26 protein-coding genes are annotated in these 24,600 nt (G+C 60.5%); 20 read left to right on the top strand and 6 right to left on the bottom strand.

Features of this window, described 5'->3' with window-relative positions:
• Positions 1 to 288 carry a hypothetical protein gene (locus tag AB5Y81_RS16620; RefSeq protein ID WP_017765166.1) on the bottom strand — a complete coding sequence of 96 codons (288 nt, stop codon included), beginning with the start codon at positions 286 to 288 and terminating at the stop codon, positions 1 to 3.
• Positions 289 to 708: 420 nt separating this feature from the next.
• Between AB5Y81_RS16620 and glyA the strand changes: the two genes are divergently transcribed.
• The 15 genes from glyA (at position 709) to AB5Y81_RS16545 (ending at position 15,213) form a co-directional block, all read left to right on the top strand.
• Positions 709 to 1,962 (top strand): serine hydroxymethyltransferase, encoded by a 1,254-nt coding sequence (glyA, locus tag AB5Y81_RS16615; protein ID WP_042049650.1) that lies wholly within the window; start codon positions 709 to 711, stop codon positions 1,960 to 1,962.
• Between the two features lie 82 nt (positions 1,963 to 2,044).
• Positions 2,045 to 2,518: a hypothetical protein gene (locus AB5Y81_RS16610; RefSeq protein WP_279485373.1), complete on the top strand. Its 474-nt coding sequence runs from the start codon at positions 2,045 to 2,047 to the stop codon at positions 2,516 to 2,518.
• A gap of 78 nt (positions 2,519 to 2,596) precedes the next feature.
• A complete protein-coding gene (locus AB5Y81_RS16605) occupies positions 2,597 to 2,929 on the top strand; it encodes an NIPSNAP family protein (RefSeq protein ID WP_279485374.1) in 333 nt (110 codons plus the stop codon).
• 121 nt (positions 2,930 to 3,050) lie between these two features.
• Positions 3,051 to 3,500 carry a transcriptional regulator NrdR gene (nrdR, locus tag AB5Y81_RS16600; protein ID WP_005298086.1) on the top strand — a complete coding sequence of 150 codons (450 nt, stop codon included), beginning with the start codon at positions 3,051 to 3,053 and terminating at the stop codon, positions 3,498 to 3,500.
• A gap of 96 nt (positions 3,501 to 3,596) precedes the next feature.
• Positions 3,597 to 4,706, top strand: coding sequence for a bifunctional diaminohydroxyphosphoribosylaminopyrimidine deaminase/5-amino-6-(5-phosphoribosylamino)uracil reductase RibD (ribD, locus tag AB5Y81_RS16595; RefSeq protein ID WP_279485375.1), 1,110 nt, complete (start codon positions 3,597 to 3,599; stop codon positions 4,704 to 4,706).
• 54 nt (positions 4,707 to 4,760) lie between these two features.
• On the top strand, positions 4,761 to 5,414 hold the full coding sequence (locus tag AB5Y81_RS16590; protein ID WP_042006884.1) for a riboflavin synthase: 654 nt from the start codon (positions 4,761 to 4,763) through the stop codon (positions 5,412 to 5,414).
• 141 nt (positions 5,415 to 5,555) lie between these two features.
• Entirely contained in the window at positions 5,556 to 6,665 is a 1,110-nt protein-coding gene (gene ribBA, locus AB5Y81_RS16585; protein ID WP_219325233.1) for a bifunctional 3,4-dihydroxy-2-butanone-4-phosphate synthase/GTP cyclohydrolase II, read from the top strand.
• Between the two features lie 131 nt (positions 6,666 to 6,796).
• A complete protein-coding gene (gene ribE, locus AB5Y81_RS16580) occupies positions 6,797 to 7,267 on the top strand; it encodes a 6,7-dimethyl-8-ribityllumazine synthase (RefSeq protein WP_010633100.1) in 471 nt (156 codons plus the stop codon).
• A gap of 14 nt (positions 7,268 to 7,281) precedes the next feature.
• Entirely contained in the window at positions 7,282 to 7,695 is a 414-nt protein-coding gene (gene nusB, locus AB5Y81_RS16575) for a transcription antitermination factor NusB (protein WP_005298096.1), read from the top strand.
• A 196-nt stretch (positions 7,696 to 7,891) separates the two neighbouring features.
• Positions 7,892 to 8,851: a thiamine-phosphate kinase gene (gene thiL / locus AB5Y81_RS16570; protein WP_010633101.1), complete on the top strand. Its 960-nt coding sequence runs from the start codon at positions 7,892 to 7,894 to the stop codon at positions 8,849 to 8,851.
• Positions 8,848 to 9,342 carry a phosphatidylglycerophosphatase A gene (locus tag AB5Y81_RS16565; protein ID WP_021465920.1) on the top strand — a complete coding sequence of 165 codons (495 nt, stop codon included), beginning with the start codon at positions 8,848 to 8,850 and terminating at the stop codon, positions 9,340 to 9,342. Before thiL ends, AB5Y81_RS16565 begins: the two co-directional genes overlap by 4 nt.
• A 510-nt stretch (positions 9,343 to 9,852) precedes the next feature.
• Complete coding sequence (locus AB5Y81_RS16560; protein ID WP_017783738.1) at positions 9,853 to 11,577, top strand: ABC transporter ATP-binding protein; 1,725 nt, start codon at positions 9,853 to 9,855, stop codon at positions 11,575 to 11,577.
• A gap of 59 nt (positions 11,578 to 11,636) precedes the next feature.
• On the top strand, positions 11,637 to 13,193 hold the full coding sequence (locus AB5Y81_RS16555; protein WP_279485376.1) for an ABC transporter substrate-binding protein: 1,557 nt from the start codon (positions 11,637 to 11,639) through the stop codon (positions 13,191 to 13,193).
• Between the two features lie 99 nt (positions 13,194 to 13,292).
• Positions 13,293 to 14,267 carry an ABC transporter permease gene (locus AB5Y81_RS16550; RefSeq protein ID WP_054545417.1) on the top strand — a complete coding sequence of 325 codons (975 nt, stop codon included), beginning with the start codon at positions 13,293 to 13,295 and terminating at the stop codon, positions 14,265 to 14,267.
• 4 nt (positions 14,268 to 14,271) lie between these two features.
• Positions 14,272 to 15,213 (top strand): ABC transporter permease, encoded by a 942-nt coding sequence (locus AB5Y81_RS16545; protein WP_010633105.1) that lies wholly within the window; start codon positions 14,272 to 14,274, stop codon positions 15,211 to 15,213.
• A gap of 78 nt (positions 15,214 to 15,291) precedes the next feature.
• On the opposite strand, the gene dxs is transcribed toward AB5Y81_RS16545, so the two are convergent.
• Genes dxs through xseB form a run of 3 tightly spaced genes read right to left on the bottom strand, consistent with a single transcriptional unit; the run spans position 15,292 to position 18,321 of the window.
• On the bottom strand, positions 15,292 to 17,157 hold the full coding sequence (gene dxs, locus AB5Y81_RS16540) for a 1-deoxy-D-xylulose-5-phosphate synthase (RefSeq protein ID WP_139752264.1): 1,866 nt from the start codon (positions 17,155 to 17,157) through the stop codon (positions 15,292 to 15,294).
• Positions 17,158 to 17,178: 21 nt separating this feature from the next.
• Positions 17,179 to 18,069: a (2E,6E)-farnesyl diphosphate synthase gene (ispA, locus tag AB5Y81_RS16535; protein ID WP_279485377.1), complete on the bottom strand. Its 891-nt coding sequence runs from the start codon at positions 18,067 to 18,069 to the stop codon at positions 17,179 to 17,181.
• Positions 18,070 to 18,321 (bottom strand): exodeoxyribonuclease VII small subunit, encoded by a 252-nt coding sequence (gene xseB / locus AB5Y81_RS16530; RefSeq protein WP_005298113.1) that lies wholly within the window; start codon positions 18,319 to 18,321, stop codon positions 18,070 to 18,072.
• Positions 18,322 to 18,540: 219 nt separating this feature from the next.
• On the opposite strand from xseB, the gene pomA reads away from it, so the two are divergent.
• The 3 genes from pomA (at position 18,541) to greA (ending at position 20,835) form a co-directional block, all read left to right on the top strand.
• Positions 18,541 to 19,299, top strand: a complete 759-nt coding sequence (gene pomA / locus AB5Y81_RS16525; protein ID WP_005298116.1) for a flagellar motor protein PomA — start codon at positions 18,541 to 18,543, stop codon at positions 19,297 to 19,299.
• Between the two features lie 8 nt (positions 19,300 to 19,307).
• On the top strand, positions 19,308 to 20,204 hold the full coding sequence (locus AB5Y81_RS16520) for a flagellar motor protein MotB (protein WP_005298118.1): 897 nt from the start codon (positions 19,308 to 19,310) through the stop codon (positions 20,202 to 20,204).
• A gap of 154 nt (positions 20,205 to 20,358) precedes the next feature.
• Positions 20,359 to 20,835, top strand: coding sequence for a transcription elongation factor GreA (gene greA, locus AB5Y81_RS16515; RefSeq protein ID WP_005298120.1), 477 nt, complete (start codon positions 20,359 to 20,361; stop codon positions 20,833 to 20,835).
• A 47-nt stretch (positions 20,836 to 20,882) separates the two neighbouring features.
• On the opposite strand, the gene AB5Y81_RS16510 is transcribed toward greA, so the two are convergent.
• Positions 20,883 to 21,476, bottom strand: coding sequence for a hypothetical protein (locus AB5Y81_RS16510; RefSeq protein WP_010633109.1), 594 nt, complete (start codon positions 21,474 to 21,476; stop codon positions 20,883 to 20,885).
• Between the two features lie 105 nt (positions 21,477 to 21,581).
• Positions 21,582 to 21,878 (bottom strand): ribosome assembly RNA-binding protein YhbY, encoded by a 297-nt coding sequence (gene yhbY / locus AB5Y81_RS16505; protein WP_005298134.1) that lies wholly within the window; start codon positions 21,876 to 21,878, stop codon positions 21,582 to 21,584.
• A 97-nt stretch (positions 21,879 to 21,975) separates the two neighbouring features.
• On the opposite strand from yhbY, the gene rlmE reads away from it, so the two are divergent.
• Together rlmE and ftsH are read left to right on the top strand one after the other, a co-directional pair.
• Complete coding sequence (gene rlmE, locus AB5Y81_RS16500) at positions 21,976 to 22,605, top strand: 23S rRNA (uridine(2552)-2'-O)-methyltransferase RlmE (protein ID WP_005298136.1); 630 nt, start codon at positions 21,976 to 21,978, stop codon at positions 22,603 to 22,605.
• Positions 22,606 to 22,650: 45 nt separating this feature from the next.
• Positions 22,651 to 24,600, top strand: coding sequence for an ATP-dependent zinc metalloprotease FtsH (gene ftsH / locus AB5Y81_RS16495; RefSeq protein ID WP_279485378.1), 1,950 nt, complete (start codon positions 22,651 to 22,653; stop codon positions 24,598 to 24,600).

Genomic DNA, 24,600 nt, shown 5'->3' with positions numbered 1-24,600 from the left:
TCATTGCTCTTCGCGGTAGAGCGGCTGCCTGCACTGGGCGCAGAGGTGCTGGCGACGGAAGTCGGCCTGGTGCACCAGGCCCACATCCAGCTGCTGATGATGGCCGCAGTGAATGCAGAAGAGGATGTCGCCGTCGATGGCGTCCGGGTGGGCCGCCAGATATTGCTCGCGGGTGGGCAACTGGTCCCATTGGGTGGTGAAAGGGCTCTTGCGACTGCCGGTGTAGTAAATCCAGTAGAACAGAGCGAATACCGAAATAATCAGAAACAGCATCAAGTTATCCAGCATGGCTTACTCCCGTGAGTCTGCGGTGTGACAAGACAAGAGGGTGACGCGAGCAGCAGTTGACCGGATGTGGTGAGGGGCCCTTCCGTTGCCGGCCTGCGCGCCGGGCAACTGCTGTGCCTGCTAAAGATGTTATCTGTTAGTAAATGCTATATCCATGATCTGGCTCTGGTTTTGGCCGGCCGATGAGCCACGCTCCGGCTCTTGGCCGAGTGTATCGGCGGCGCATGAAGCGTGCGCCGGCCGGGCGGGCGTGGGCTCGCCAACGGGTCGCAGCCCGCCTGGTCGGTGTGAAATTTGCGACGCATTTTACATTTTTTAAACAAATTTTTGGGTGGTTGGACTGTCTCTTTGATCCAGCTCACGTTACAATGCGCCTGCCCACTTCACCTATCGCGCAAACGATTTTCAGGAGAGAAACGGATGTTGAAACGTGACATGACCATTGCCGGCTATGATCCCCAGCTGTGGCAGGCCATCACAGACGAGACCCGTCGTCAGGAAGAGCATATCGAGCTGATTGCGTCCGAGAACTACACCAGCCCCCGCGTCATGGAAGCCCAGGGCTCCCAGCTGACCAACAAGTACGCCGAAGGTTACCCCTCCAAGCGCTACTACGGTGGTTGCGAGTATGTGGATGTGGTTGAAACCCTGGCTATCGAGCGTGCCAAAGAGCTGTTCGGTGCCACCTACGCCAACGTGCAGCCGCACTCCGGCTCCCAGGCCAACAGCGCCGTCTACATGGCCCTGCTGCAACCGGGCGACACCGTGCTGGGTATGAACCTGGCTCACGGCGGTCACCTGACCCACGGCTCCCCGGTCAACTTCTCCGGCAAGCTGTACAACATCATCCCCTACGGCATCGACGAGTCCGGCAAGATCGACTACGACGAGATGGAACGTCTGGCCGTTGAGCACAAGCCGAAGATGATGATCGGCGGCTTCTCCGCCTACTCCGGCGTTGTCGACTGGGCTCGCATGCGCGAAATCGCCGACAAGATCGGTGCTTACCTGTTCGTCGATATGGCCCACGTGGCTGGCCTCATCGCCGCCGGTGTCTACCCGAACCCGGTTCCCCACGCTCATGTGGTCACCTCCACCACTCACAAGACCCTGGCCGGTCCGCGCGGTGGTCTGATCCTCTCCGCCGCTGACGACGAGGAGCTCTACAAGAAGCTCAACTCCGCCGTCTTCCCGGGTGGTCAGGGTGGTCCGCTGATGCACGTCATCGCCGGCAAGGCCGTTGCCTTCAAAGAGGCGCTGGAGCCCGAGTTCAAGACCTATCAGGCCCAGGTCGTCAAAAACGCCAAGGCGATGGCTGCCACCTTCATCGAGCGCGGCTACAAGATCGTCTCCGGCGGCACCGACAACCACCTGATGCTGGTTGATCTGATTGGCCGTGAGCTGACCGGTAAGGATGCCGATGCTGCGCTGGGCAAAGCCAACATCACCGTCAACAAGAACTCCGTGCCCAACGACCCGCGCTCCCCGTTCGTCACCTCCGGTGTGCGCATCGGTACTCCGGCCATCACCCGCCGCGGTTTCAAGGAAGCCGAGTCCATCCAGCTGACCCACTGGATCTGCGACGTGCTGGACAACCACGACAACGACGAAGTGCTGGCCACCGTGCGCGAGAAGGTGCTGGATATCTGCCGCCGTTTCCCGGTTTACGCATAATCGACCCGCTTTTCAGGTTGAACCGCAATGCCACCCTCGGGTGGCATTGTTTTTTGTGACGTTTGGCAACATGAGAGGGGCTATGAGTCAGCACAGCAAAGAGCAGTTGCAGGGCACAGGGGGCGGGGGCAACGCTGAGCGGGACTTGGCGTCGGCAGCGCTCAGGCAGGCGATCCGTGCCCAGTACCATTTTCGCGCCAGCGAACAGGGGCTGCTGGCCTGGGACGTGCGCCGGCTGGTGTGGTTGAGCCGCGATCTGCCGGTGCAGGCGGTGGCACTCGGTGAGATTGCCGAGCTCGACCAGCTGCACTGGTACGGCCATGGCGCCGCCAGCCCCACGGTGCGCAGCGTGGTGGAGCACTGCCAGCTCATAATGGCGGCCGATCTCGCCTATCCCATCCTGTTGGACAGCGCCGGCCGGGTGATGGACGGCATGCACCGGGTGGGCAAGGCATTGATGCTGGGCCACAGCCATATCGAGGCGCGCCGCTTTGCCGTGGATCCGGCGCCCGACTATCAGGATTGTGACCCCGACACCCTGCCTTATGCTGACTGAGCCCGGTCTAATGGATGACTGGGATGGGCGCCTAAAACAGCTGTGATGTTCAAGAAACGGATGGCAGGAGATAGCTCAATGAAGAGAGTGCTGGAGATCAGGAACTACCGGCTCAAGGCCGGTAGTCGGGCAGAGTTTCATAGGTTGGTTGCAGAGCAGAGTTTGCCGCTGCACCGCGAGTGGGGAATGGATGTGGTGAATCATGGCCCTTCCTTGCACGATCCGGACGTCTATTTTTTGATGCGGGCTTACGCTGATCTTGACGATCTGAACCGTTCACAGGCGGCATTCTATGCCACGGATGCATGGAGAAAAGGTCCGAGAGAAGCCATCGTAGAGCTGATAGAGAGCGACACCAATACTGTGCTCTGGCTACCTGATATCGCCATTGATGCACTTCGTGGTTGCTGATGGCATCTGTCACTTCCCTTGTTTTCACGGGCTTTTACCGGTTCTGGATGGCCGTGCTACACTGGCCGGCCTAGAGCCGGCCCGGTGGTCGGCGCCCTTTTCCGTCAACGCCGGAGGTCCGATGCATTGCCCTTTCTGTAGTGCGGTAGATACCAAGGTGATCGATTCCCGTCTGGTGGCCGAAGGCCATCAGGTACGCCGCCGTCGCGAATGCCTGCTCTGCCACGAGCGCTTCACGACCTTCGAGATGGCCGAGCTGGTCATGCCCCGCGTCATCAAGTCCAACGGCTCGCGCGAGCCTTTCAACGAAGACAAGCTGCGTGCCGGCATCCTGCGGGCACTGGAGAAGCGGCCGGTGAGCATGGAGGCCATCGAGAAGGCGGTCAACCACATCAAATCCCGCCTGCGGGCCACCGGCGAACGCGAAGTGGCCTCCGAGCTGGTGGGCAACCTGGTGATGGACGAGCTCAAGGGGCTCGACAAGGTGGCCTATATCCGCTTTGCCTCCGTCTATCGCAGCTTTGAAGACATTCGTGAGTTTGGTGAAGAGATCGCCAAGCTGGAGAAGTAAGTCTTTCTTCCAAACCTGGTTGCCGCGTTCGATTACGCTGCGCTAATCGAACCTACGATATTGCGTAAGCCTGGATGTGCTGTCAGAGGAGCCCAGATGTTTAGTCAAGACGATTACCAATGGATGAGCCGGGCCCTCGAACTGGCCCGCCGCGGCCGTTACACCACGGCGCCCAACCCCTGTGTCGGTGCCGTGCTGGTGAAGGCTGGCGTGGTGGTGGGAGAGGGCTGGCATCAGCGGGCCGGCGAGCCCCATGCCGAGGTCTATGCCCTGCACGCGGCCGGTGAAGAGGCCCGCGGCGCCACCGCCTACGTGACCCTGGAGCCCTGCTCTCATCACGGTCGCACCCCGCCCTGCGCCGAGGCGCTGATCAAGGCCGGTGTGAGCCGGGTGGTAGCCGCCATGGTGGACCCCAACCCTCAGGTAGGGGGGCGCGGCCTGCGCATGCTCTCCGAGGCGGGGATCAAGACCGATTTCGGTCTGCTGGCTGCCGAGGCCGAGGCGCTCAACCCGGGCTTTTTCAAGCGGATGCGTACCGCCTTCCCGCAGGTGACGGTCAAGCTCGGTGCCAGCCTGGATGGTCGCACCGCCATGGCGAGCGGCGAGAGCCAGTGGATCACCTCCCCGGAGGCGCGCCGCGATGTGCAGCGACTGCGGGCCCGCCACGATGCTGTGCTCTCCAGCGCCGAAACCGTGCTGGCGGACAACGCCTCCCTCACCGTGCGCTGGGAAGAGCTTCCCCCCTCGGTCAAGGCCGTCTATCCCAAAGAGACCCTGCGCCAGCCGCTGCGGGTCATCGTCGACTCGCAAAACCGGCTGACCCCGGATCTGCCCCTGTTCCAGAGCGAGAGCCCTGTGCTGCTGGCCCGCCACAAGGCGGACGGCGACTGGCCAGCCTGGGTACAGCAGCTGGAGGTGCCGCTGCTGGATGGCAAGCTGGATCTGGTCAGCCTGTTCATGCTGCTGGCGAAACAGAACCTCAACTCGGTACTGGTGGAGGCGGGGCCACGCCTGTGCGGCGCCCTGCTGGAGAAGGGATTGGTGGACGATCTGGTGCTCTATCAGGCGCCCAAACTGATGGGGGATGAGGGGCGCGGCCTGTTCCATCTGCCCGGGCTCACCCGGCTGTTCCAGGCACCCAAGCTCAACATCAAGGATGTGTGCATGGTTGGCCAGGATATTCGTATTACCGCCAAAATAGCCTGATTTATCAATGTTAAAGGGGGCATTGCCGCCCCCGTCATCAGCAAGGTGATCTGCATGTTTACCGGAATTATCGAAGCGGTGGGAACCCTGGCCGAGCTGCGTCGCCAGGGCGAAGACATGGCCCTCACCGTGTACGCACCCACCCTGGATTTTGGCGACGTCAAGCTCGGCGACTCCATCGCCACCAACGGCGTCTGCCTCACCGTGATCGCCCTGGGCGACAAGCGTTATACCGCCGACGTGTCGCTGGAAACCCTCTCTCGCACCGGTTTTTCTGCCGCCAAGGTGGGCGATCGGGTCAACCTCGAGAAGGCGCTGATGCCCACCTCCCGCCTCGGCGGTCACCTGGTCTCCGGCCACGTGGACGGGGTGGGGGAGGTCAAGAGCGTCTCCAGCAGTGGCCGTGCCATCGAGTACTGGATCAAGGCGCCGACGGAGCTCTCCCGCTACATCGCCGAGAAGGGCTCCATCGCGGTGGACGGCATCAGCCTCACCGTCAACGCCGTGCAGGGGGATCTGTTTCGGCTGACCATCGTGCCCCACACCGCCCAGGAGACCACCATAGCTGGCTGGAAGCCGGGCAGGAGCGTCAATCTCGAGGTGGATCAGATAGCCCGCTATCTGGAGCGGCTGATGACGGGTCAGCGCCAGGAGAGCAGTGCCTCCACCCTGACCCTGGAGAAGCTGGCTCGCTCCGGTTTCCTGTGACGGAACCTCGGCGGGAAAAACGCTTTTCTGTGATCCCGCTCCGATTGAAATGGGGCCCCGCGTGCCCCATCTAGAGCACAATAGGCAGTATCACGTCGAGCCGACTGGCTCAATCCCCGAAGCATGTTGATGGAGTAGCCCATGGCGCTGAGCACGACCCAGGAAATCATTGCCGATATCAAGGCTGGCAAGATGGTGATCCTGATGGATGACGAAGACAGGGAGAACGAAGGGGACCTCATCATGGCCGCCTCCTGTGTCCGCCCGGAAGATATCAACTTCATGGCCCGTTACGGCCGGGGGCTCATCTGTCTGACCCTGACCCGGGATCGCTGCAAGCAGCTGGCGCTGCCGCTGATGGTCGACCGCAACAACGCCCAGTTCTCCACCGCCTTCACCGTGACCATCGAAGCGGCCGAAGGGGTGACCACCGGCATCTCCGCCGCCGACCGCGCCGTCACCGTGCAGGCGGCAGTGGCGCCCGATGCCAAGGCTTCTGATCTGGTGCAACCCGGCCACATCTTCCCGCTGATGGCTCAGGATGGTGGCGTGCTGACTCGCGCCGGCCACACCGAGGCGGGTTGTGACCTGGCCCGGCTGGCCGGTTACGAGGCCGCTTCCGTCATCGTCGAGATCTTGAACGAAGACGGCACCATGGCGCGCCGCCCTGATCTCGAGATCTTCGCCGAGCAGCACGGCATCAAGCTTGGCACCATTGCGGATCTCATCGAATACCGCAACCAGCACGAGACCACAGTCGAGAAGGTGGCCGAGTGCAAGTTGCCCACCGAATATGGCGAGTTTGACCTCATCACCTTCCGCGACACCATCGACAACCAGGTGCACTTCGCCCTGAAGAAGGGTGAGGTGCTGGCCGACCAGCCGACCCTGGTGCGGGTCCATCTGCACGACGTGCTGAGCGATCTGCTGCAGACCGACCGCCACGCCGCCCGCAGCTGGCCGCTGCCCAAATCCATGGCCCGCATTGCCGACGAGGGCGGAGTGCTGGTGATCCTGGGGGCGGAAGCCCACGGCGCCGAGCTGCTGGCCCGGGTCAAGGGCTTCGAGGCCGCCGACAAGGGGTTGGCGCCGGAAGGGGCCAAGTGGCAGGGCACCTCGCGCCGGGTCGGCGTCGGCTCCCAGATCCTCAAGGCGCTGGGGGTGGGCAAGATGCGCCTGCTGAGCTCGCCGAAGAAGTACCATGCTCTCGGCGGCTTCGGCCTGGAAGTGGTGGAGTACGTCGGCGAGTAAGCGCCGCATACGGCTGAAATCATCCTCATGGCCGCCCGTTGCGGCCATGGTTTTTTGTCGTGGGTCTGTTGTGCTAGAATGTGCGCACTTTTGACTCCGGCCCTTTTGCTTTCACAGATACAGGATTTCCAATGAAGGTTATCGAAGGAAATATCGCCGCTCCTGAAGCGCGCGTTGCGATTGTCGTTGCTCGTTTCAACAGTTTCATCAACGACAGCCTGGTGAGTGGTGCACTGGACGTACTGAAGCGTCAAGGCCAGGTACAGGACAGCAACCTGACCCTGGTGAAAGTGCCGGGCGCGGTTGAAATGCCGCTGGTCATCAAGAAACTGGCCAAGAGCGGCAAGTATGACGCCATCGTGGCAGTCGGCACCGTCATTCGTGGCGGCACCTACCACTTCGATCTGGTCGCCAACGAGAACAGCAAGGGCATGGCCCAGGTAATGATGGAATATGAAATTCCGGTTGCCTTCGGCGTACTGACCACTGAAAACATTGAACAAGCCATCGAGCGTGCAGGTACCAAGGCGGGTAACAAGGGTGCAGAGGCTGCACTGGCAGCGCTCGAAATGATCAACGTCCTGAAAGAACTGGACGTGTAACGAGGAGAAATGCATTGAAACCGTCTGAGCGCCGCAAGGCCCGCCATTGCGCCACCCAGGCCATCTACCAGTGGCAGATGACCAAGGCCAACGTGGGCGACATCGAAGAGCAGTTCAAGATCGATCAGGACACCAAGGGTGTGGATCTGAACTACTTCCGCGATCTGCTGTTCGGGGTAGCCCTCCACTGCAACGAGCTGGACAAGGTCTTCGCACCTTTCCTCTCCCGTCCGCTGGAAGAAGTGGACATGGTGGACAAGGCGATCCTGCGTCTGGCGACCTATGAGCTGACCCGTCGTGATGATGTGCCGCCGCGCGTGGTGATCAACGAAGCGATCGAGCTGGCCAAAGCCTTTGCTGCCGATGACAGCCACAAGTTTGTCAACGGTGTACTGGACAAGGTGATCAAGTCGCTGGACAAGCGCTGATCCCTGTTCATCAGCATTCCATGCTGATCGATGCTCTGTCGCGAGCCGTCGTCAGCAAGGTGAAGCGCAGCGCCAGGCCGGCGTGTATGGAAATACATGAAGAGCCCGGCAGCGACCAGCCTTGAGCACGGTCTCGCAGCAAGAGCTGCAACAGCATCTAATAGAGGAGCCAGCTTAATCGCTGGCTTTTTACTGTATGGGTGAATTTGAGCTGATTGATAAGTACTTCAAGGTCCCCCACGCCCGCAAGGACGTGGTGATGGGTCCTGGAGACGACTGCGCCCTGCTGACCCTGCCCCCCGACACCCAGCTGGCGGTGAGCACGGATACCCTGGTGAGCGGCGTACACTTCTTTCCCGACATGGATCCGGTAGACCTCGGCTACAAGGCGCTGGCGGTCAATCTCTCCGATCTGGCCGCCATGGGCGCCGAGCCGCGCTGGGTGTCGCTGGCGCTGACCCTGCCCACCGTCAACGAAGCCTGGGTGGCCGGTTTTGCGGAAGGTTTCCTCGAGCTTGCCGAATACTACAATGTGGCACTGGTGGGCGGGGACATGACCCGCGGCCCGCTCTCCATCACGGTATCGGTCAAGGGGTCGGTGCCGGCCGGCCGTGCCCTGCTGCGCAGCGGTGCCAAGGCCGGTGACGGTGTCTATGTTACCGGCACCCTGGGGGATGCTGCGCTGGCGCTCTCCCACCTGCTGGCCAAGCGCACCCTCAACGAGAACCAGCTGGCGGCCGTGCTGCCTCGCCTCGACCATCCCCATCCCCGCATTCTGGCCGGACAGGCTCTGCGCGGACTGGCCAGCAGCGCGCTGGATCTCTCCGACGGCCTGGCCTCGGATCTCGGCCACGTGCTCAAGGCGTCCGGCGTGCGGGCCCAGATCGATCTCGGTCTGCTGCCGCTCTCACCCGTGCTGCAGGATGCGGTGAGCGAGCAGGATGCCTGGCAGCTGGCGCTGGCCGGTGGCGATGACTACGAGCTCTGCTTCACCGTGCCGGAGGAGCATCGCGGCGCGCTGGATACGGCGCTGGCCAACTGCGGCGTCAAGTTCACCCGCATCGGCCGGATCCTGGCCGGTGAGCCCGGCATCGACTATCTGCACGGCGAGCAGCCGGTCGAGCTGACGCTGAAAGGGTGGGATCACTTCGCATGAGCTGGTTCATGATAAAGCCCGAGCTGAAGCGGTTGAACCTCAGGAACCCGCTTCACTTCCTGGCGGTGGGGTTTGGCTCCGGCCTCTCGCCCAAGGCGCCCGGCACCATGGGGACGCTGGCCGCCATCCCCCTCTACCTGCTGGTGAGCGGCTTGCCAACCTTCTGGTTCATCGCCCTGCTGGTGGTGGGCTTCGTGGTGGGCATCCGCATCTGTCAGAGCGCCACCGATGCCATCGGTATGCCGGATCACGGCGCCATCGTCTGGGACGAGGTAATCGGCTTTGGCGTCACCATGATAGCGGCGCCGGCCGGCTGGGAGTGGGTGCTGGCCGGCTTCGTGCTGTTTCGCCTGTTCGACGTGCTCAAGCCCTGGCCCATCTCCTGGTTTGATCGCCGCATCCACGGTGGCTTCGGCATCATGCTCGACGATCTCATCGCCGCCCTGTTCGCCCTGTTTTGTATGCAATTGCTGGCATACTGGCTGGGGTGACGGGGATTACGAGGGGGAATGCCGCGCTGGCATCCCCCTATTTATCTCTGTTTAGTTTTCATTCATCGGCATATGCTGCCGTTAAAAAATCATTTCACATAAATATTCACTACTCATTCGAGGCTTGAGACTATTGTGTCAATAGTGAATATTCCCGCCTGTTACACCCTTGTTGAAAGTAAAAGCACTAAATCGTCATTTGTGTGGTCATAAAGTCTGGATATGTGATTGTAATCATCACTTATGACTGCGGCGCTGGCTGCTAACTGAGCAAAGTATTGCGAAATTGTATAACCCGATCATTTACACTCGCCGTCAAACCGTCTAAGTTACTCGCGGGTTATTCCAAAAAAATGCAAAAAACCCGCCCGGATCGCTGGTTTCGTTGTCTCATGGATTGAGCGTTTAGTCGTCATATCAAACACTCACGATCACGCCAAGGCACGACCGGCATCTGCGGCCGATTTACGGACGAATTATTTGGGACGGATGTCCCCCGCAGAGGTAACCATGTCCTTGCTCGAAGTGAAAAACTTGCGGATCGAGTATCCCTCCCGCTACGGGGTACTGGCCGCAGTGAAGGATCTCTCTTTCTCCATCGAAAAAGGGGAGATAGTCGGTGTCGTGGGTGAATCCGGCGCCGGCAAGTCCACCATCGGCAACGCCGTCATCGATCTCCTGAGCCCGCCGGGTCGCATCGCCCGTGGCGATATCTACCTCAATGGCGAGCTCATCTCCGGCAAGAGCCAGAACGAGATGCGGGCCATTCGCGGCTCGCGCATCGGTTTCATCTTTCAGGATCCCATGACCTCCCTCAACCCGCTGTTCACCGTCGAACATCAGCTGGTTGAAACCATCCTCGCCAACACCGACCTGTCACGTGACGCGGCCTTTGCCAAGGCACTCGAGCTGATGAAGTCGGTCGGAATCCCGAGCCCGGAGCTGCGCATCAAGCAGTATCCGCACCAGTTCTCCGGCGGCATGCGCCAGCGGGTGGTGATTGCCATCGCCCTCTCCGGCGATCCCGAGCTCATCATCGCCGACGAGCCGACCACGGCGCTGGACGTCTCCATCCAGGATCAGATCCTCCAGCTCATCCGCACCCTCTGCAAGGAGCGGCAGGTGGGCTGCATGCTGGTGACCCACGACATGGGCGTGGTCTCCAACGTCACCGACAAGGTGGCGGTCATGTATCGCGGCGATCTGGTGGAGTTCGGCACCACGGAACAGGTGCTGGGTCGCCCCAACCACCCTTATACCCGCAGCCTCATCTCGGCGGTGCCCCGCTCGGATGTGAAGCTGGTGCGCTTCCCGCTGGTCTCCTATATCGAGGATGCCGGTGCGGCGGATACCAGCATCGATCTCAAGACCCACTGGCTCGGTCAGAGCCAGGACGAGCGCGCCTATGAAGGGGCGCTGCTGCGGGTGGAGAACGTGGATCTGAAGTTCGTCACCAAGGACTCCTTCTTCCCGAGTCGTCGCCAGTATGTGCGCGCCTGCAACAACATCAGCTTCGAGATCTTCGAAGGTGAGACCTTCGGCCTGGTGGGGGAGTCTGGCTCCGGCAAGTCGACCATCGCCCGCGCCATCACCGGCCTCTATCCGCCGGATACCGGCAAGATCTTCTTCGAGGGGATCGACTTGACCGCCCTCAAGGGCGAGCATGAGCGTCGCCCGCTGCGTCGCCAGATGCAGATGGTGTTCCAGAACCCTTATTCGTCGATGAACCCGCGCATGAAGGTGCGCGACATCATTGCCGAGCCGATCCGCTTCCACAAGCTGGCGAGCAGCGAGAGCCAGATCGCCGGCATAGTGGGGGATCTGCTGGATCACGTGGGGCTCGGCCGCGGTGCCGGGGTCAAATATCCCCACGAGTTTTCCGGTGGTCAGCGTCAGCGCATCTCCATCGCCCGCGCCCTGGCGACCCGGCCCCGTTTCCTCATCTGCGACGAGCCCACCTCGGCGCTGGATGTGTCGGTGCAGGCCCAGATCCTGAACCTGCTCAAGGATCTGCAGCAGGAGCTTGGCCTCACCATGCTGTTCATCAGCCACGATCTGCCAGTCATCCGCCAGATGTGCGATCGCATCGGGGTGATGCAGCACGGTCACCTGGTGGAGGTGGCCGAGACCGAGAAACTGTTTACCAATGCCGAGCATGAGTACAGCCGCAAGCTGATCTCCCTCATGCCGGAGTTCAAGGGAATGTCCCGCGAGGGGCTGGAAATCGCAAGCTAGGAAAGCACCGGCTCGCCGGTATCTATGTCAATAAAAAAGCCAAAAGCATGGAGAAAACAATGAAAAAAGGATTGTCCAAGATTGCACTGGCGCTGTTTGCCGCCGGTTTCGCCTTTAACGTCTCCGCTGTCGACATCAAGGTCGGTGTCGCCTCTGACGCCACCTCGCTGGACCCGCAGGAGCAGCTCTCCGGTCAGACCCTGGAGATGTCCCACCTGGTGTTCGATCCGCTGATGCGTTACACCCAGGACCTGCAGTTCGAGCCGCGCCTGGCCGAGAAGTATGAGCGCATCGACGACAAGACCGTCCGCTTCTTCCTGCGCAAGGGCGTCAAGTTCCACTCTGGCAACGACTTCACCGCCGACGACGTGGTGTGGACCGTCAACCGTCTGAAGTCCTCCGTCGACTTCAAGGCCATCTTCGACCCCATCGCCGAAGTGAAGAAGGTCGATGAGTACACAGTGGATCTCGTCACCGCCAAGCCGTTCCCGCTGGTGCTGCAGACCGTGACCTACATCTTCCCGATGGACTCCAAGTTCTATACCGGCAAGACAGAGGCGGGCAAGGACAAGGGCGAGATCGTCAAGAACGGCGACTCCTACGCCTCCACCCACGTCTCCGGTACCGGCCCGTTCAGCGTCAAGTTCCGCGAGCAGGGCGTGAAGCTGGAGTACGTGCGCAACGCCAACTACTGGGACAAGGCCTCCAAGGGCAACGTTGACAACCTGACCGTGGTGCCCATCAAGGAAGACGCCACCCGCGTGGCGGCCCTGCTGGGTGGCGACGTGGACATGATCTACCCGGTTGCGCCGAACGATCTGGAGCGCGTGAAGAACGGCAAGGACACCCAGCTGGTGACCCTGTCCGGTACCCGCGCCATCATCATCGAGCTGAACCAGAACACCAACCCGGCACTGAAAGACAAGCGCGTGCGTCAGGCGATCAACTACGCCATCAACCAGGTGGGTATCGTCGAGAAGATCAACAAGGGCTTCGGCACCCCCGCCGGCCAGCTGAGCCCGAAAGGCTATGCAGGTCACAACGAGGCGCTCAAGCCCCAATATGACCTGGCCAAGGCCAAGGAGCTGATGAAGGAAGCCGGCTACGAGAAGGGTTTCAAGATGAGCTTCATCTCCCCGGCTGCCCGCTACGTCAACGACGTCAAGATTGCCCAGGCCGTCTCCGCCATGCTGGCCAAGATCAACATCAAGGTGGATCTGAAGACCATGCCAGTGGCCCAGTACTGGCCGGAGTTTGACAAGTGCGCCGCGGACATGCAGCTGATCGGCTGGCACTCCGACACCGAAGACAGTGCGAACTTCTTCGAGTTCCTGACCTTCACCAAGGATGCCAAGACCGGCATGGGCCAGTACAACTGTGCCGGCTATGCCAACGCCGAGGCTGACAAGCTGGTCGAGCAGGCCAACGCCGAGACCGACCCGGCCAAGCGCGCCGAGATGCTGAAGAAGGTCGAAGCCATGCTGATCGACGACGCCGCCTACGTGCCGCTGCACTGGGAAGATCTGGCCTACGGTGCCAAGAAGAACGCCGACATCAAGCCGGTGGTCAACGTAATGAACTTCCCTTACCTGGGTGATCTGGTGGTCAACAAGTAAGCGCAAGTCGCAAGGAAGGACGGGGCGGGGTGGTCAGCCGGCCACCCCGCCTGCTAACAGAAGCCTGTGCCATGACACAGGCCACGTAGAAGGACAAGCATGTTTACATTCCTGCTGAAACGGTTCTATCAGGCCGTGATAGTGATGTTCGTCATCAGCCTGGTCGCCTTCTCCATCCAGGACAACCTGGGGGATCCGCTGCGCGAGCTGGTGGGACAATCCGTCTCCGAAGCCCAGCGCCACGAATTGCGCGAGAAGATGGGCCTCAACGATCCTTTCCTCGTCAAATACAGCCGCTTCTTGAAGAACGCGGTACACGGGGATCTGGGTACTTCCTACTTCTTCAAGCGACCAGCCCTCGAGGTCATCCTCGACAAGCTGGTGGCTACTCTTGAGCTGGTGTTTGGCGCTGCGCTGATCATCGTGGTGGTCTCCATTCCGCTTGGGGTCTACTCGGCGATCCGCCCGCACAGCATACCGACCAAGATCATCATGGCGGGGAGCAGCATCGGCATCTCGATCCCGGTGTTCCTGACCGCCATCATGCTGATGTACCTCTTCTCCATCCAGCTGGGCTGGCTGCCGGCCTATGGCCGCGGCGAGACCTACAATCTGCTGGGCTGGGAGTCGGGCTTCTTCACTTGGGACGGCATCAAGCATTTGATCCTGCCGGCGGTAGCGCTCTCCTCCATCATGCTGCCGCTGTTCATCCGGCTGGTGCGCTCCGAGATGCTGGAGCAGCTCTCCTCCGAGTACGTCAAGTTCGCCCGCGCCAAGGGGCTGGACAACAACAAGGTCTACTATCAGCACGCCCTGAAGAACACCATGCTGCCGGTCATTACCGTTGGCGGCGTGCAGATCGGTACCATGGTGGCCTACACCATACTGACCGAGAGCGTGTTCCAGTGGCCGGGGACCGGCTTTTTGTTCCTCGAGGCGATCCACCGGGTCGATACGCCCCTCATCACCGCCTACGTCATCTTCGTCGGGCTCATTTTCGTGGTGACCAATACCCTGGTCGACCTGCTCTACGGGTTGATCAACCCGACCGTCAACTTGACCGCTAAGGGGTAAGCACATGAGCAATGCAGTAACTGCAAGCCCAAGCCGTTGGGCTCGATTCAAAAATTCCGACATCGTCTACTACTTCCTGCGGGACAAGGTAGCCATGTTCAGCTTTGCGGTGTTCGTGGTATTCGTGCTGGCCGCCATGCTGGCGCCTTGGCTCGCCCCGTACAACGTCTATGACCAGACCAGCTTCGATCTGATGGATGCCGAACTGCCGCCCTCCTGGCTGGCAGGGGGTGAGGAGCGTTTCTGGCTCGGTACCGACAACCAGGGTCGCGACATCTGGAGCACCATCCTCTATGGCGCCCGCATCTCGCTCACCATAGGTCTGTTCGCGGTGGGGCTGCAGCTGGTGCTCGGCATCGTCATCGGCCTGCTGGCCGGCTACTTCGGTGGCCGCATCGACAGCCTGCTGATGCGCTTTGCCGACGTTCAGCTGTCGTTTTCCACCATGATGGTGGCGATCATCATCTCCGCCATCTTCCAGGCTACCTTTGGCTCCGAGTTCTACTCGAAGTTCGCCATCCTGATGCTGGTGGTGATCATCGGTATCGCCGAGTGGCCGCAGTACGCCCGAACCGTGCGCGCCTCGGTGCTGGCGGAGAAGAAAAAGGAGTATGTGGAAGCGGCCAAGGTGATGGGCTTTCGTGCCCCGCGGATCATGTTCCGCCACATTCTGCCCAACTGCCTGTCGCCGATCCTGGTCATCTCCACGGTGCAGGTGGCCAACGCCATCATGAGCGAGGCGGCGCTCTCCTTCCTGGGGTTGGGGATGCCGGTGGATCAGCCGTCGCTGGGCTCGCTCATCAGCGTAGGCTTCAACTACATCTTCTCCGGCTCCTGGTGGATCACCGCCTTCCCGGGCATCTGCCTGGTGGTGCTGGTGCTGGTCATCAACCTGTTGGGTGACTGGCTGCGGGATGTGTTCAATCCCAAGCTCTACAAGGGCTGATGGTCACAGATAAACAAACGAGACAGACAAACGAAAAGGGCGCCATAACGGCGCCCTTTTGCTATGTGTGCTGAGGGATCAAGCCTGCAGCCACTGCTCGATGCTGCGCTGGATGCCGGCGCCATCGAGCCCCAGCAGAGCGTAGATCTCCTCCTGGGTACCCTGCTCCACGAAGCGATCCGGCAGGCCGAGGTTGAGCACCGGCTTGCACTGTTTGCTGCGCATCAGCAGCTCGTTCACCGCAGAGCCCGCGCCACCCATGATGGCGTTGTCCTCGAGGGTGACGAACTGATCGTGGGTCGCGGCCAGGGAGAGCACCAGGGCCTCGTCCATCGGCTTGACGAAACGCATGTCCACCAGGGTGGCGTCGAGCGCCTCGGCAGCCGCTTTGGCCTGTTGCAGCAGGGTGCCGAACGCCAGGATGGCGGTGCCCTTGCCCTGACGCACAATCCGCCCCTTGCCGAGCGCCAGCGCCTGCATCTCGCTCTCCACCTGGATGCCGGTGCCGCTGCCGCGGGGGTAGCGTACCGTCGCCGGCCCGTTGCACTGGTAGCCGGTGTAGAGCATCTGACGGCACTCGTTCTCGTCGGACGGGGTCATGATCACCATGTTGGGCACGGTGCGCAGGAAGCTGATATCGAATGCCCCCTGATGGGTCGGGCCGTCAGCCCCCACCAGACCGGCTCGGTCGATGGCGAACAGCACCGGCAGCTCTTGCAGCGCCACATCGTGGATCAGCTGGTCGTAGGCCCGCTGCAGGAAGCTCGAGTAGATGGCGACCACCGGCTTCTGGTCGGCGATGGCGAGACCGGCGGCGAAGGTGACCGCGTGCTGCTCGGCGATGGCCACGTCGAAGTAGCGATCCGGATACTGCTGGCTGAACTTCACCAGGCCGGAGCCTTCGCGCATGGCCGGGGTGATGCCGACCAGCCGCTCATCCTTGGCCGCCATGTCGCACAGCCACTGGCCGAAGATGGCGGAGAAGCTCGGCTTGCCGCCACTCGCCTTGGGCAGGGTGCACTCGTCCGGATTGAACTTGGGCACGCCGTGATAACCGATGGGGTCCTTCTCGGCGGGCTCGTAGCCCTTGCCCTTCTTGGTCTTGACGTGCAGCAGCTGCGGCCCCTTGAGATTGCGCATGTTGCGCAGGGTCTCGACCAGAGCCTCGATGTCGTGGCCGTCGATGGGACCTATGTAGTTGAAGCCGAACTCCTCGAACAGGGTGCCGGGCACCACCATTCCCTTGAGGTGTTCCTCGGCCCGCTTGGCCAGCTCCTTGACCGGCGGCAGGCCGGCCAGCACCTTCTTGCCACCCTCGCGGATGGTGGTGTAGAGCTTGCCGGACATGATGCGGGCCAGGTGGTTGTTCAGTGCCCCGACATTCTCGGAGATGGACATCTCGTTGTCGTTGAGCACCACCAGCATGTCCTTGTGAACATCGCCGGCGTGATTGAGCGCCTCGAACGCCATGCCGGCGGTGATGGCGCCATCGCCGATCACCGCCACCACCTTGCGCCCCAGCCCTTCGCTCTCGGCCGCCACGGCCATGCCGAGCGCCGCACCGATGGAGGTGCTGGAGTGACCGACGGAGAGCACGTCATACTCGCTCTCGCCGCGCCAGGGGAAGGGGTGCAAACCGTCTTTCTGGCGGATGCTCTGCATCCGATCGCGGCGACCGGTCAGGATCTTGTGGGGATAAGCCTGGTGGCCCACGTCCCACACCAGTCGATCGAACGGGGTGTTGTAGACGTAGTGCAGCGCCACCGTCAGTTCGACGGTGCCGAGCCCGGAGGCAAGATGACCACTGGAGCGACTCACCGAACGCAGCAGATATTCACGCAGTTCGTTGCACAGCACGGGCAGTCGCTCGAAGGGCAGGGATCGCAACTCGACCGGCGTATCCGCGAGGGCCAGGTTGGGGAAATTGCTTATATCAACGCTCATATTGTTACTGTTATCCAGCGTTTAGTGGGTTCGCTCGATGATGTAATCGGCAAACGCTTCCAGAATGTCGGTATTGTAGGGCAAAGATTGCAAGGCTGTTAAGGCTTTACCATGCAGTTCGCGAGCCAGCTCACGGGCATTGTCGAGCCCCAGCAGTGCCGGATAGGTACTCTTTTCCAGCGCCAGATCGGAACCTTGTCGCTTGCCGAGGGTGGCGGTATCGCCCGTGATGTCGAGGATGTCATCCTGCACCTGGAAGGCGAGACCGATGGCGGCGGCATAGGTTTGCAGCGCGCTCAGGGTAGTTTCATCCACGTCGGCCTTGCACAGGGCGCCAAGCGCCACGGCGCACTCGATGAGAGCCCCGGTCTTGTGACGGTGTACCTGTTCCAGCTCGGCAAGGGAAATCTGGCGCCCTTCCGCCTGCAGATCCAGTGCCTGGCCACCGCACATGCCGAGATAACCCGAGGCGCGGGCCAGCCGGCTCAGCATTCGCACCCGGTTGCCCAGCAGCGAATCCGGCATCGGGTGATCAGCCAGAATGGAGAAGGCCAGGGTCTGCAGGGCGTCACCGGCCAAAATGGCGGTGCCTTCATCAAACGCCTTGTGCACCGTTGGCTGACCGCGACGCAGATCGTCGTCATCCATGGCGGGCAGATCGTCGTGCAGCAGGGAGTAGGCGTGGATGCACTCCACCGCGGCAGCGGGGCCGTCCAGCAGCTCGCGCTTTACGCCCAGCATCTCGCCGACGGCGTAGACCAGAAAGGGGCGCACCCGCTTGCCACCCAGCAGCAGGCCATAGCGCATGGCATCGCGCAGGCGGGGGGCCATGGGTGGCAAGGATTCAAGTTGTGCAGAGAGACAGTCGTCAATACGTTGCCGGTGCAGGCGGGAAAAATCGTCCAGCGTCACTCACTCCTCTCCTTGCTCTGGCTGGAAGGGGACTGCGTGCTCGCTGCCATCAGCCTGAGTCAGCAGGATCTGGATCTTCTGCTCGGCCTGCTCCAGCTTCTGCTGGCCAGCACGCACCAGGTGAATGCCCTGTTCGAACTGCTTGAGGGCCTCTTCCAGCGGCAGGGAGCCCTGTTCCAGTTGATGAACTATGGTTTCCAGCTCTTCCAGAGTGGCATCAAAACTCAGGCGGTCGATTTTTTTACTGGCCATGTCCATCCTCGGGGATTGAAAAAAACGGCTTATCTTAACATCGACGGCGGGCAGGGGGGAGGCAGAAAAATGCCATCGGCTTAAACTCTCGGAAAAGTGGCCGATAATAAGCCATCTTCCAAAGGGGAAAATGGTAGCGGCCCTTGCCGCTGGTGAGCCAATAGCAGAAAATTCAACAAACTACAGATACAACAAATTTCAGCTGACAGGAGTAGGGATGTGGATCTAGGTAGTCTGATTGGCATAGTGCTGGGATTTGGGGTGGTCATCTATGGCATGCTGCTGGGTGGCCCTGTGGGGATGTACATTGACGTTCCTTCAATCTGCATCACGGTGTTAGGCTCCATCTTTATCGCCATGATGAAGTTCAACATCGGCCAGTTCCTGATGGCGTTCAAGGTGGCCGGCAAGGCATTCATGTACAAGGGAGACAAGCTCGACGATCTGATCGTCAAGGCAGTCGAGCTGGCCGATGCGGCCCGCAAGGGCGGTTTTCTGGCGCTGGAAGCGGCCGAGGTGCCCAACCCCTTCATGAAAAAGGGCATCGACATGCTGGTGGACGGTCACGACGCCGACGTCATCCGTGCCGTGATGGAAAAAGACATAGAGCTCACCGCCGAGCGTCATGTCATCGCCATCAAGGTGTTTCGGTCGTTGGGGGATCTGGGGCCGGCCATGGGGATGATCGGTACCCTGGTCGGGCTGGTGGCCATGCTGGCCAACATGAGCGATCCCAAATCCATCGGCCCGGCCATGGCGGTAGCCTTGCTCACCACTCTGTACGGCGCCATCGAGGCCAACATGCTTGCCATCCCCATCGCCGACAAGCTGGAGCTGCGCAGCGGTGAGGAGAAGCTGAGTCGCTGCCTGGTGCTGGACGCCATCATGGGCATCCAGGATGGCCAGAATCCGCGGGTGATCCAGTCCATGTTGCAGAACTACCTCAACCAGTCGAAACGCAACAATGGCGATGAATAGGGGGCTGTATGTCTGATTGCAAATGTCCACCCCCCGGGCTGCCCGGTTACATGGGGACTTTCGCCGATCTGATGTCGCTCTTGATGTGCTTCTTCGTGCTGCTGCTCTCGTTTGCCGAGATGGATGTGCAGAAGTTCAAGCAGATTGCCGGCTCCATGGAGAAGGCGTTCGGGGTGCAGAACATTCTCGAGGTGAAGGACATCCCCAAGGGAACCTCCGTCATTGCCCAGGAGTTCAGACCGGGTCGCCCGGAACCAACACCCATCGATACCATCATGCAGCAGACTATCGACATGACCCAGACCGAGCTGGAATTCCAGCCCGGTGATGCCGACAAGGCTGGCGGTCATGACAAGAGCGAAGACAAGCTGGTGGGGGGCGATACCCAGCAGGAGGCGCAGAAACAGCAGCAGGAGCAGTCCAATGCGCTGGCCAAGGCGCTGGCGGATCAGATGAAGGCGCAGATCCAGGATGGGGCGATCGAGATCGAGGCGCTGGGCCAGCAGATCATCATCCGGATCCGCGAGAAAGCCGCCTTCCCGGCGGGTTCCGCCTTCCTGCAGCCCCAGTTCTGGCCTGTGGTGCGCAAGGTTGCCGCCTTGCTCAAGGATGTCCCCGGCGAGATCACCATCTCCGGTCATACCGACAACGTGGCCACCGAGGATGAGCTGTTCCAGTCCAACTGGGAACTCTCCTCCCAGCGGGCGGTGGCTGTGGCCCACCAGATGATCAAGGTGCCCGGTTTTGATGGCAGCCGGCTGGTGGTGCAGGGCATGGCGGATACTCAGCCGCTGGTGCCCAACACGACACCGGAGAACCGGCGCATGAACCGGCGGGTGGAGATCTCCATCATGCAGGGCAAACCGACGGTATCTGCGCCGATCAGCGCCCAGGAGCAGAAATAGTCATAGACAATTGTGATGCCAAAGCGCGATCTGCCTCGCAGGGACCGACATGGATTTTGTGCCGGCTTCATATTAAGATGCCTCATCCGAACCGACAGCTGCGGCTCTCTCTGATAGCCGCAGCTTCTCTTTTCAAGCAACCCAGGTTTCGACTATGAATCATACTCCGATGACTGTTCGCGGCGCTGAAAAGCTGCGTGAAGAGCTCGAATATCTCAAGACCGAGCTTCGTCCGCAGATTATCGAAGCGATTGCAGATGCCCGTGAACATGGTGATCTGAAAGAAAACGCCGAATATCATGCTGCCCGCGAGCAGCAAGGCTTCTGTGAAGGCCGTATCCAGGAAATTGAGAGCAAGCTCTCCAACGCCCAGGTGATCGACGTCACCAAGATGACCAACAATGGTCGTATCATCTTCGGGGCGACCGTGACGCTGCTCAAGAGCGAGACGGAAGAAGAGGTGGTCTACCGCATCGTGGGTGACGACGAGGCGGACATCAAGCAGAACATGATCTCCGTGAATTCGCCCATTGCCCGCGCCCTGATCGGCAAGGAAGTGGACGATGTCGCCATCGTCAAGACACCGTCCGGCGACGTGGAGTACGAGATCCTGGAAGTCGCCTACCTCTGAGGTATCGACCAGCCAGCAACAGGGGAGCCCGGCTCCCCTGTTTGTATTCAGCGGGGCTGATAAGCCTGGGTGAAGGCGTCCTGATGGCGCTGAAACATCCAGCCGCGCAGCTGTTCAAGATCCTCTCTGGCCATCTGGAAGTGCAGTGCCCAGCCCTGTATGCCGTTGCGACGGTGGATCCGCCTGACCGGCTCTGCGCTGAGGGGCAGAGGAGGGAGACCTTCGATCAGCAGGGTGCCTGCCAGCGTGGTATCCATGGCCAGCTCGGCCGGCAAGCCTTCCACCACCAGCCCGTCCAGCGACAGGCTGTGCACCAGGTAGTCCTCTTCTCCCATCTGGAAGCGGGCCTGTTCATCCAGCCGCCAGGTGCGCGGATGGGGGTAACCCAGCTCCTTGATGACGGGGGCTGCGATGCGTGGTTCGACGAAGCCGTCATCGCCCTGAGTGAAACGCAGCGGGAAGCGGAGCTGGTGTCCGGCGAAGCGGGCTTCCAGCACCAGCTGGTCGGCGCGTTGCAACAGGCCAAGCAGGGGAGTGGCGAGATAACCGCTCAGGGGTTGTCCGGCGGCCGTCTCCTGATCGTTTCCCAAGTCCCGTAGCATGGCCAGTTCATCTTCGGTGAGAATCTGATGGTGATCCATAGCGGGTTTCCACGAGTATTCATCGCAGGTTAAGGGCCTGGCGACTACTTTGGCAAGCGACTTGGGAAGAGAGAAAATGAGAGGAAAGAGCGATGCTCTTTCCTGTTACTTGCGGGGCAGTTGGATTTTCGGCTCGTTGGCCTGACGGTAGATGGTCAGCACGTGGCCGATGCTCTGTACTTTCACCGCGCCGGTTTCACGGACGATGGCATCCATAACCAGCTGTTTCATCTCACGATCTTCAGACGCAACCTTAACCTTGATCAGCTCGTGGTGGTTGAGCGCCAGATCGATCTCGGCCAGCACACCTTCGGTCAGACCGTGTTGTCCCAGCAGGACGACCGGCTTCAGACTGTGGGCAAGGCCCTTGAGGTACTGTTTCTGTTTATTGTTGAGAATCATGGCAATTTCTTCATAAGTCAGGGTTGAAAGGGGCGTATTCTACCCCCACTTAGCCCTTAATACTAATAACCCTTGTGGTTTTTTAAAGTCGACAATCATGACCCAGAAAAAACATTCCCCCAGTTCAACCCGCTGGTTAAAAGAGCATTTTGACGATCAATACGTCAAGAAAGCCCAGAAGTTGGGGCTGCGTTCCCGTGCCGTGTTCAAGATCGACGAGATCCAGGGCAAGGACAAACTGCTCAAGCCCGGCATGACGGTGGTGGACCTGGGGGCGGCCCCCGGTGGATGGTCCCAGTTTGCCATCGATCAGGTCGGTGACAAGGGGCGGGTGATTGCCTGCGATATTCTGCCGATGGATTCCATCGCCGGTGTCGATTTCCTGCAGGGAGACTTTCGGGAGGAAACTGTACTGGGAGCTCTGCTTGAGCGGGTCGGTCCGGACAAGGTTGACGTCGTCATGTCCGACATGGCACCCAACATGAGCGGTACCCAGCAGGTGGATCAGGCCCGTTCCATGTATCTGGTCGAACTGGCGCTGGACATGTGCAATCAGGTCCTGCGTTCCAACGGCAGTTTCGTGGTCAAGGTATTCCAGGGGGAGGGGTTTGACATCTATCTCAATGAAATCCGTAAGCTTTTCTCTGCTGTCAAGATTCGTAAACCAGACTCGTCTCGTGCCCGTTCACGAGAAGTCTACATTGTGGCTACCGGTTTTAAACTGTAGTACCCTAACCTTCATCGTTAACTGTCAGTCTGCGAGGTTACTGATTTGAGTGACATGGCGAAAAACCTAATCCTGTGGCTGGTCATCGCCGTCGTGTTGATGTCGGTGTTCAATAGCTTCAGCCCCAGCGATACCACCAGTCGCCAGCTGGACTATTCCAGCTTCGTTAAAGAAGTGACCCAAGAGCAGATCCGTGAAGTACGGATGGATGGCAAGGTCATTAATGGCGTCAAGCGCACCGGTGAACGCTTCACCACCATCATCCCGGCGCCGGATCCCCAGCTGCTCAACGACATGCTCAATCACAATGTCAAAGTGATGGGCGAGAAGCCGGAAGAGCCGTCTCTGATCACCTCCATCTTTATCTCCTGGTTCCCGATGCTGCTGCTGATCGGTGTCTGGGTCTTCTTCATGCGTCAGATGCAGGGCGGCGGTGGCAAAGGTGCCATGTCGTTTGGCAAGAGCAAGGCTCGCCTGATGAGTGAGGATCAGATCAAGACCACCTTCGCCGACGTAGCAGGTTGCGATGAGGCCAAGGAAGAGGTCAAGGAGCTGGTCGACTATCTGCGCGACCCGAGCAAATTCCAGAAACTGGGCGGCAAGATCCCGACCGGCGTACTGCTGGTAGGCCCTCCCGGTACCGGTAAGACCCTGCTGGCCAAAGCCATTGCGGGTGAGGCCAAGGTGCCTTTCTTCACCATTTCGGGTTCCGATTTCGTCGAGATGTTCGTGGGTGTGGGTGCCTCCCGGGTACGCGACATGTTCGAGCAGGCCAAGAAATCCTCCCCCTGCATCATCTTCATCGATGAGATTGACGCCGTCGGTCGCCAGCGTGGCGCCGGTCTGGGCGGTGGTCACGATGAACGCGAGCAGACCCTGAACCAGATGCTGGTCGAGATGGACGGCTTTGAGGGCAATGAAGGCATCATCGTCATCGCCGCTACCAACCGTCCTGACGTACTGGATCCTGCCTTGCTGCGTCCGGGCCGTTTCGACCGGCAGGTCGTAGTCGGTCTGCCGGATGTGCGTGGCCGCGAGCAGATCCTCAAGGTGCATATGCGCAAGGTGCCGTTGGCGGATGACGTCAACCCGGCGTTGATTGCCCGCGGTACTCCTGGTTTCTCCGGTGCCGATCTGGCCAACCTGGTCAACGAAGCCGCTCTGTTCTCTGCACGCGAGAGCCGCCGCGTGGTGTCCATGGCCGAGTTCGAGAAGGCGAAGGACAAGATCATGATGGGCGCAGAGCGTCGCTCCATGGTGATGAAAGAGTCCGAGAAGGAGATGACGGCTTATCATGAAGCGGGTCACGCCATCATTGGTCGCGTGGTACCGGATCATGACCCTGTCTACAAGGTCTCCATCATTCCGCGCGGCCGTGCGCTGGGTGTGACCATGTACCTGCCGGAGCAGGATCGCTGGAGCCACTCCAAGCAGCATCTGGAGTCCATGATCTCCAGCCTGTACGGTGGCCGTCTGGCGGAAGAGCTGATTTACGGTGCCGAGAAGGTGTCGACCGGTGCATCCAACGACATCGAGCGTGCCACCGACATCGCCCGCAAGATGGTGACCCAGTGGGGCATGTCCGAGCGTCTCGGTCCCATGCTCTACGCGGAAGAAGATGGCGAGGTGTTCCTCGGCCGCAGCATGGCCAAGGCCAAGCACATGTCCGATGACACCGCCCGCATTATCGATGCCGAGGTCAAGCTGGTGATCGACCGCAACTACGACCGTGCCAAGCAGATCCTGCTGGACAACATGGACGTGCTGCACAGCATGAAAGATGCGCTGATGAAGTACGAAACCATCGATGCCAAGCAGATCGATGATCTGATGGCTCGTCGCGAAGTGCGTGCTCCCAGCAACTGGCATGACGAGCACGGCGATACCCCGCAGGGTGGTGCGACTGTGGCACCCGAGCCCAAGCCGACCGTGACCGAGGCGGAACAGGTTGCCGATGTCGATATCGACAAGGCCAACGACCTGCCTGCCAAATAA

Source organism: Aeromonas sp. s2 (assembly GCF_040907935.1).
In the GTDB taxonomy this organism is placed as follows: Bacteria; Pseudomonadota; Gammaproteobacteria; order Enterobacterales; family Aeromonadaceae; genus Aeromonas; species Aeromonas dhakensis.
The sequence above is the reverse complement of the archived record's forward strand: the minus strand, read 5'-3'. Positions and strand labels throughout refer to the sequence as shown.

Bases quoted from the DNA above. Each gene is read 5' to 3' on its own strand.
- AB5Y81_RS16590 (WP_042006884.1), top strand. From the start codon at position 4,761: ATGTTTACCGGAATTATCGAAGCGGTGGGAACCCTGGCCGAGCTGCGT.
- AB5Y81_RS16605 (WP_279485374.1), top strand. From the start codon at position 2,597: ATGAAGAGAGTGCTGGAGATCAGGAACTACCGGCTCAAGGCCGGTAGT.
- AB5Y81_RS16555 (WP_279485376.1), top strand. From the start codon at position 11,637: ATGAAAAAAGGATTGTCCAAGATTGCACTGGCGCTGTTTGCCGCCGGT.
- ribBA (WP_219325233.1), top strand. From the start codon at position 5,556: ATGGCGCTGAGCACGACCCAGGAAATCATTGCCGATATCAAGGCTGGC.
- glyA (WP_042049650.1), top strand. From the start codon at position 709: ATGTTGAAACGTGACATGACCATTGCCGGCTATGATCCCCAGCTGTGG.
- nrdR (WP_005298086.1), top strand. From the start codon at position 3,051: ATGCATTGCCCTTTCTGTAGTGCGGTAGATACCAAGGTGATCGATTCC.
- AB5Y81_RS16545 (WP_010633105.1), top strand. From the start codon at position 14,272: ATGAGCAATGCAGTAACTGCAAGCCCAAGCCGTTGGGCTCGATTCAAA.
- rlmE (WP_005298136.1), top strand. From the start codon at position 21,976: ATGACCCAGAAAAAACATTCCCCCAGTTCAACCCGCTGGTTAAAAGAG.
- xseB (WP_005298113.1), bottom strand. From the start codon at position 18,321: ATGGCCAGTAAAAAAATCGACCGCCTGAGTTTTGATGCCACTCTGGAA.
- AB5Y81_RS16620 (WP_017765166.1), bottom strand. From the start codon at position 288: ATGCTGGATAACTTGATGCTGTTTCTGATTATTTCGGTATTCGCTCTG.
- ribD (WP_279485375.1), top strand. From the start codon at position 3,597: ATGTTTAGTCAAGACGATTACCAATGGATGAGCCGGGCCCTCGAACTG.
- ribE (WP_010633100.1), top strand. From the start codon at position 6,797: ATGAAGGTTATCGAAGGAAATATCGCCGCTCCTGAAGCGCGCGTTGCG.
- AB5Y81_RS16550 (WP_054545417.1), top strand. From the start codon at position 13,293: ATGTTTACATTCCTGCTGAAACGGTTCTATCAGGCCGTGATAGTGATG.
- thiL (WP_010633101.1), top strand. From the start codon at position 7,892: ATGGGTGAATTTGAGCTGATTGATAAGTACTTCAAGGTCCCCCACGCC.
- AB5Y81_RS16510 (WP_010633109.1), bottom strand. From the start codon at position 21,476: ATGGATCACCATCAGATTCTCACCGAAGATGAACTGGCCATGCTACGG.
- dxs (WP_139752264.1), bottom strand. From the start codon at position 17,157: ATGAGCGTTGATATAAGCAATTTCCCCAACCTGGCCCTCGCGGATACG.
- yhbY (WP_005298134.1), bottom strand. From the start codon at position 21,878: ATGATTCTCAACAATAAACAGAAACAGTACCTCAAGGGCCTTGCCCAC.
- greA (WP_005298120.1), top strand. From the start codon at position 20,359: ATGAATCATACTCCGATGACTGTTCGCGGCGCTGAAAAGCTGCGTGAA.
- AB5Y81_RS16610 (WP_279485373.1), top strand. From the start codon at position 2,045: ATGAGTCAGCACAGCAAAGAGCAGTTGCAGGGCACAGGGGGCGGGGGC.
- AB5Y81_RS16565 (WP_021465920.1), top strand. From the start codon at position 8,848: ATGAGCTGGTTCATGATAAAGCCCGAGCTGAAGCGGTTGAACCTCAGG.
- AB5Y81_RS16520 (WP_005298118.1), top strand. From the start codon at position 19,308: ATGTCTGATTGCAAATGTCCACCCCCCGGGCTGCCCGGTTACATGGGG.
- AB5Y81_RS16560 (WP_017783738.1), top strand. From the start codon at position 9,853: ATGTCCTTGCTCGAAGTGAAAAACTTGCGGATCGAGTATCCCTCCCGC.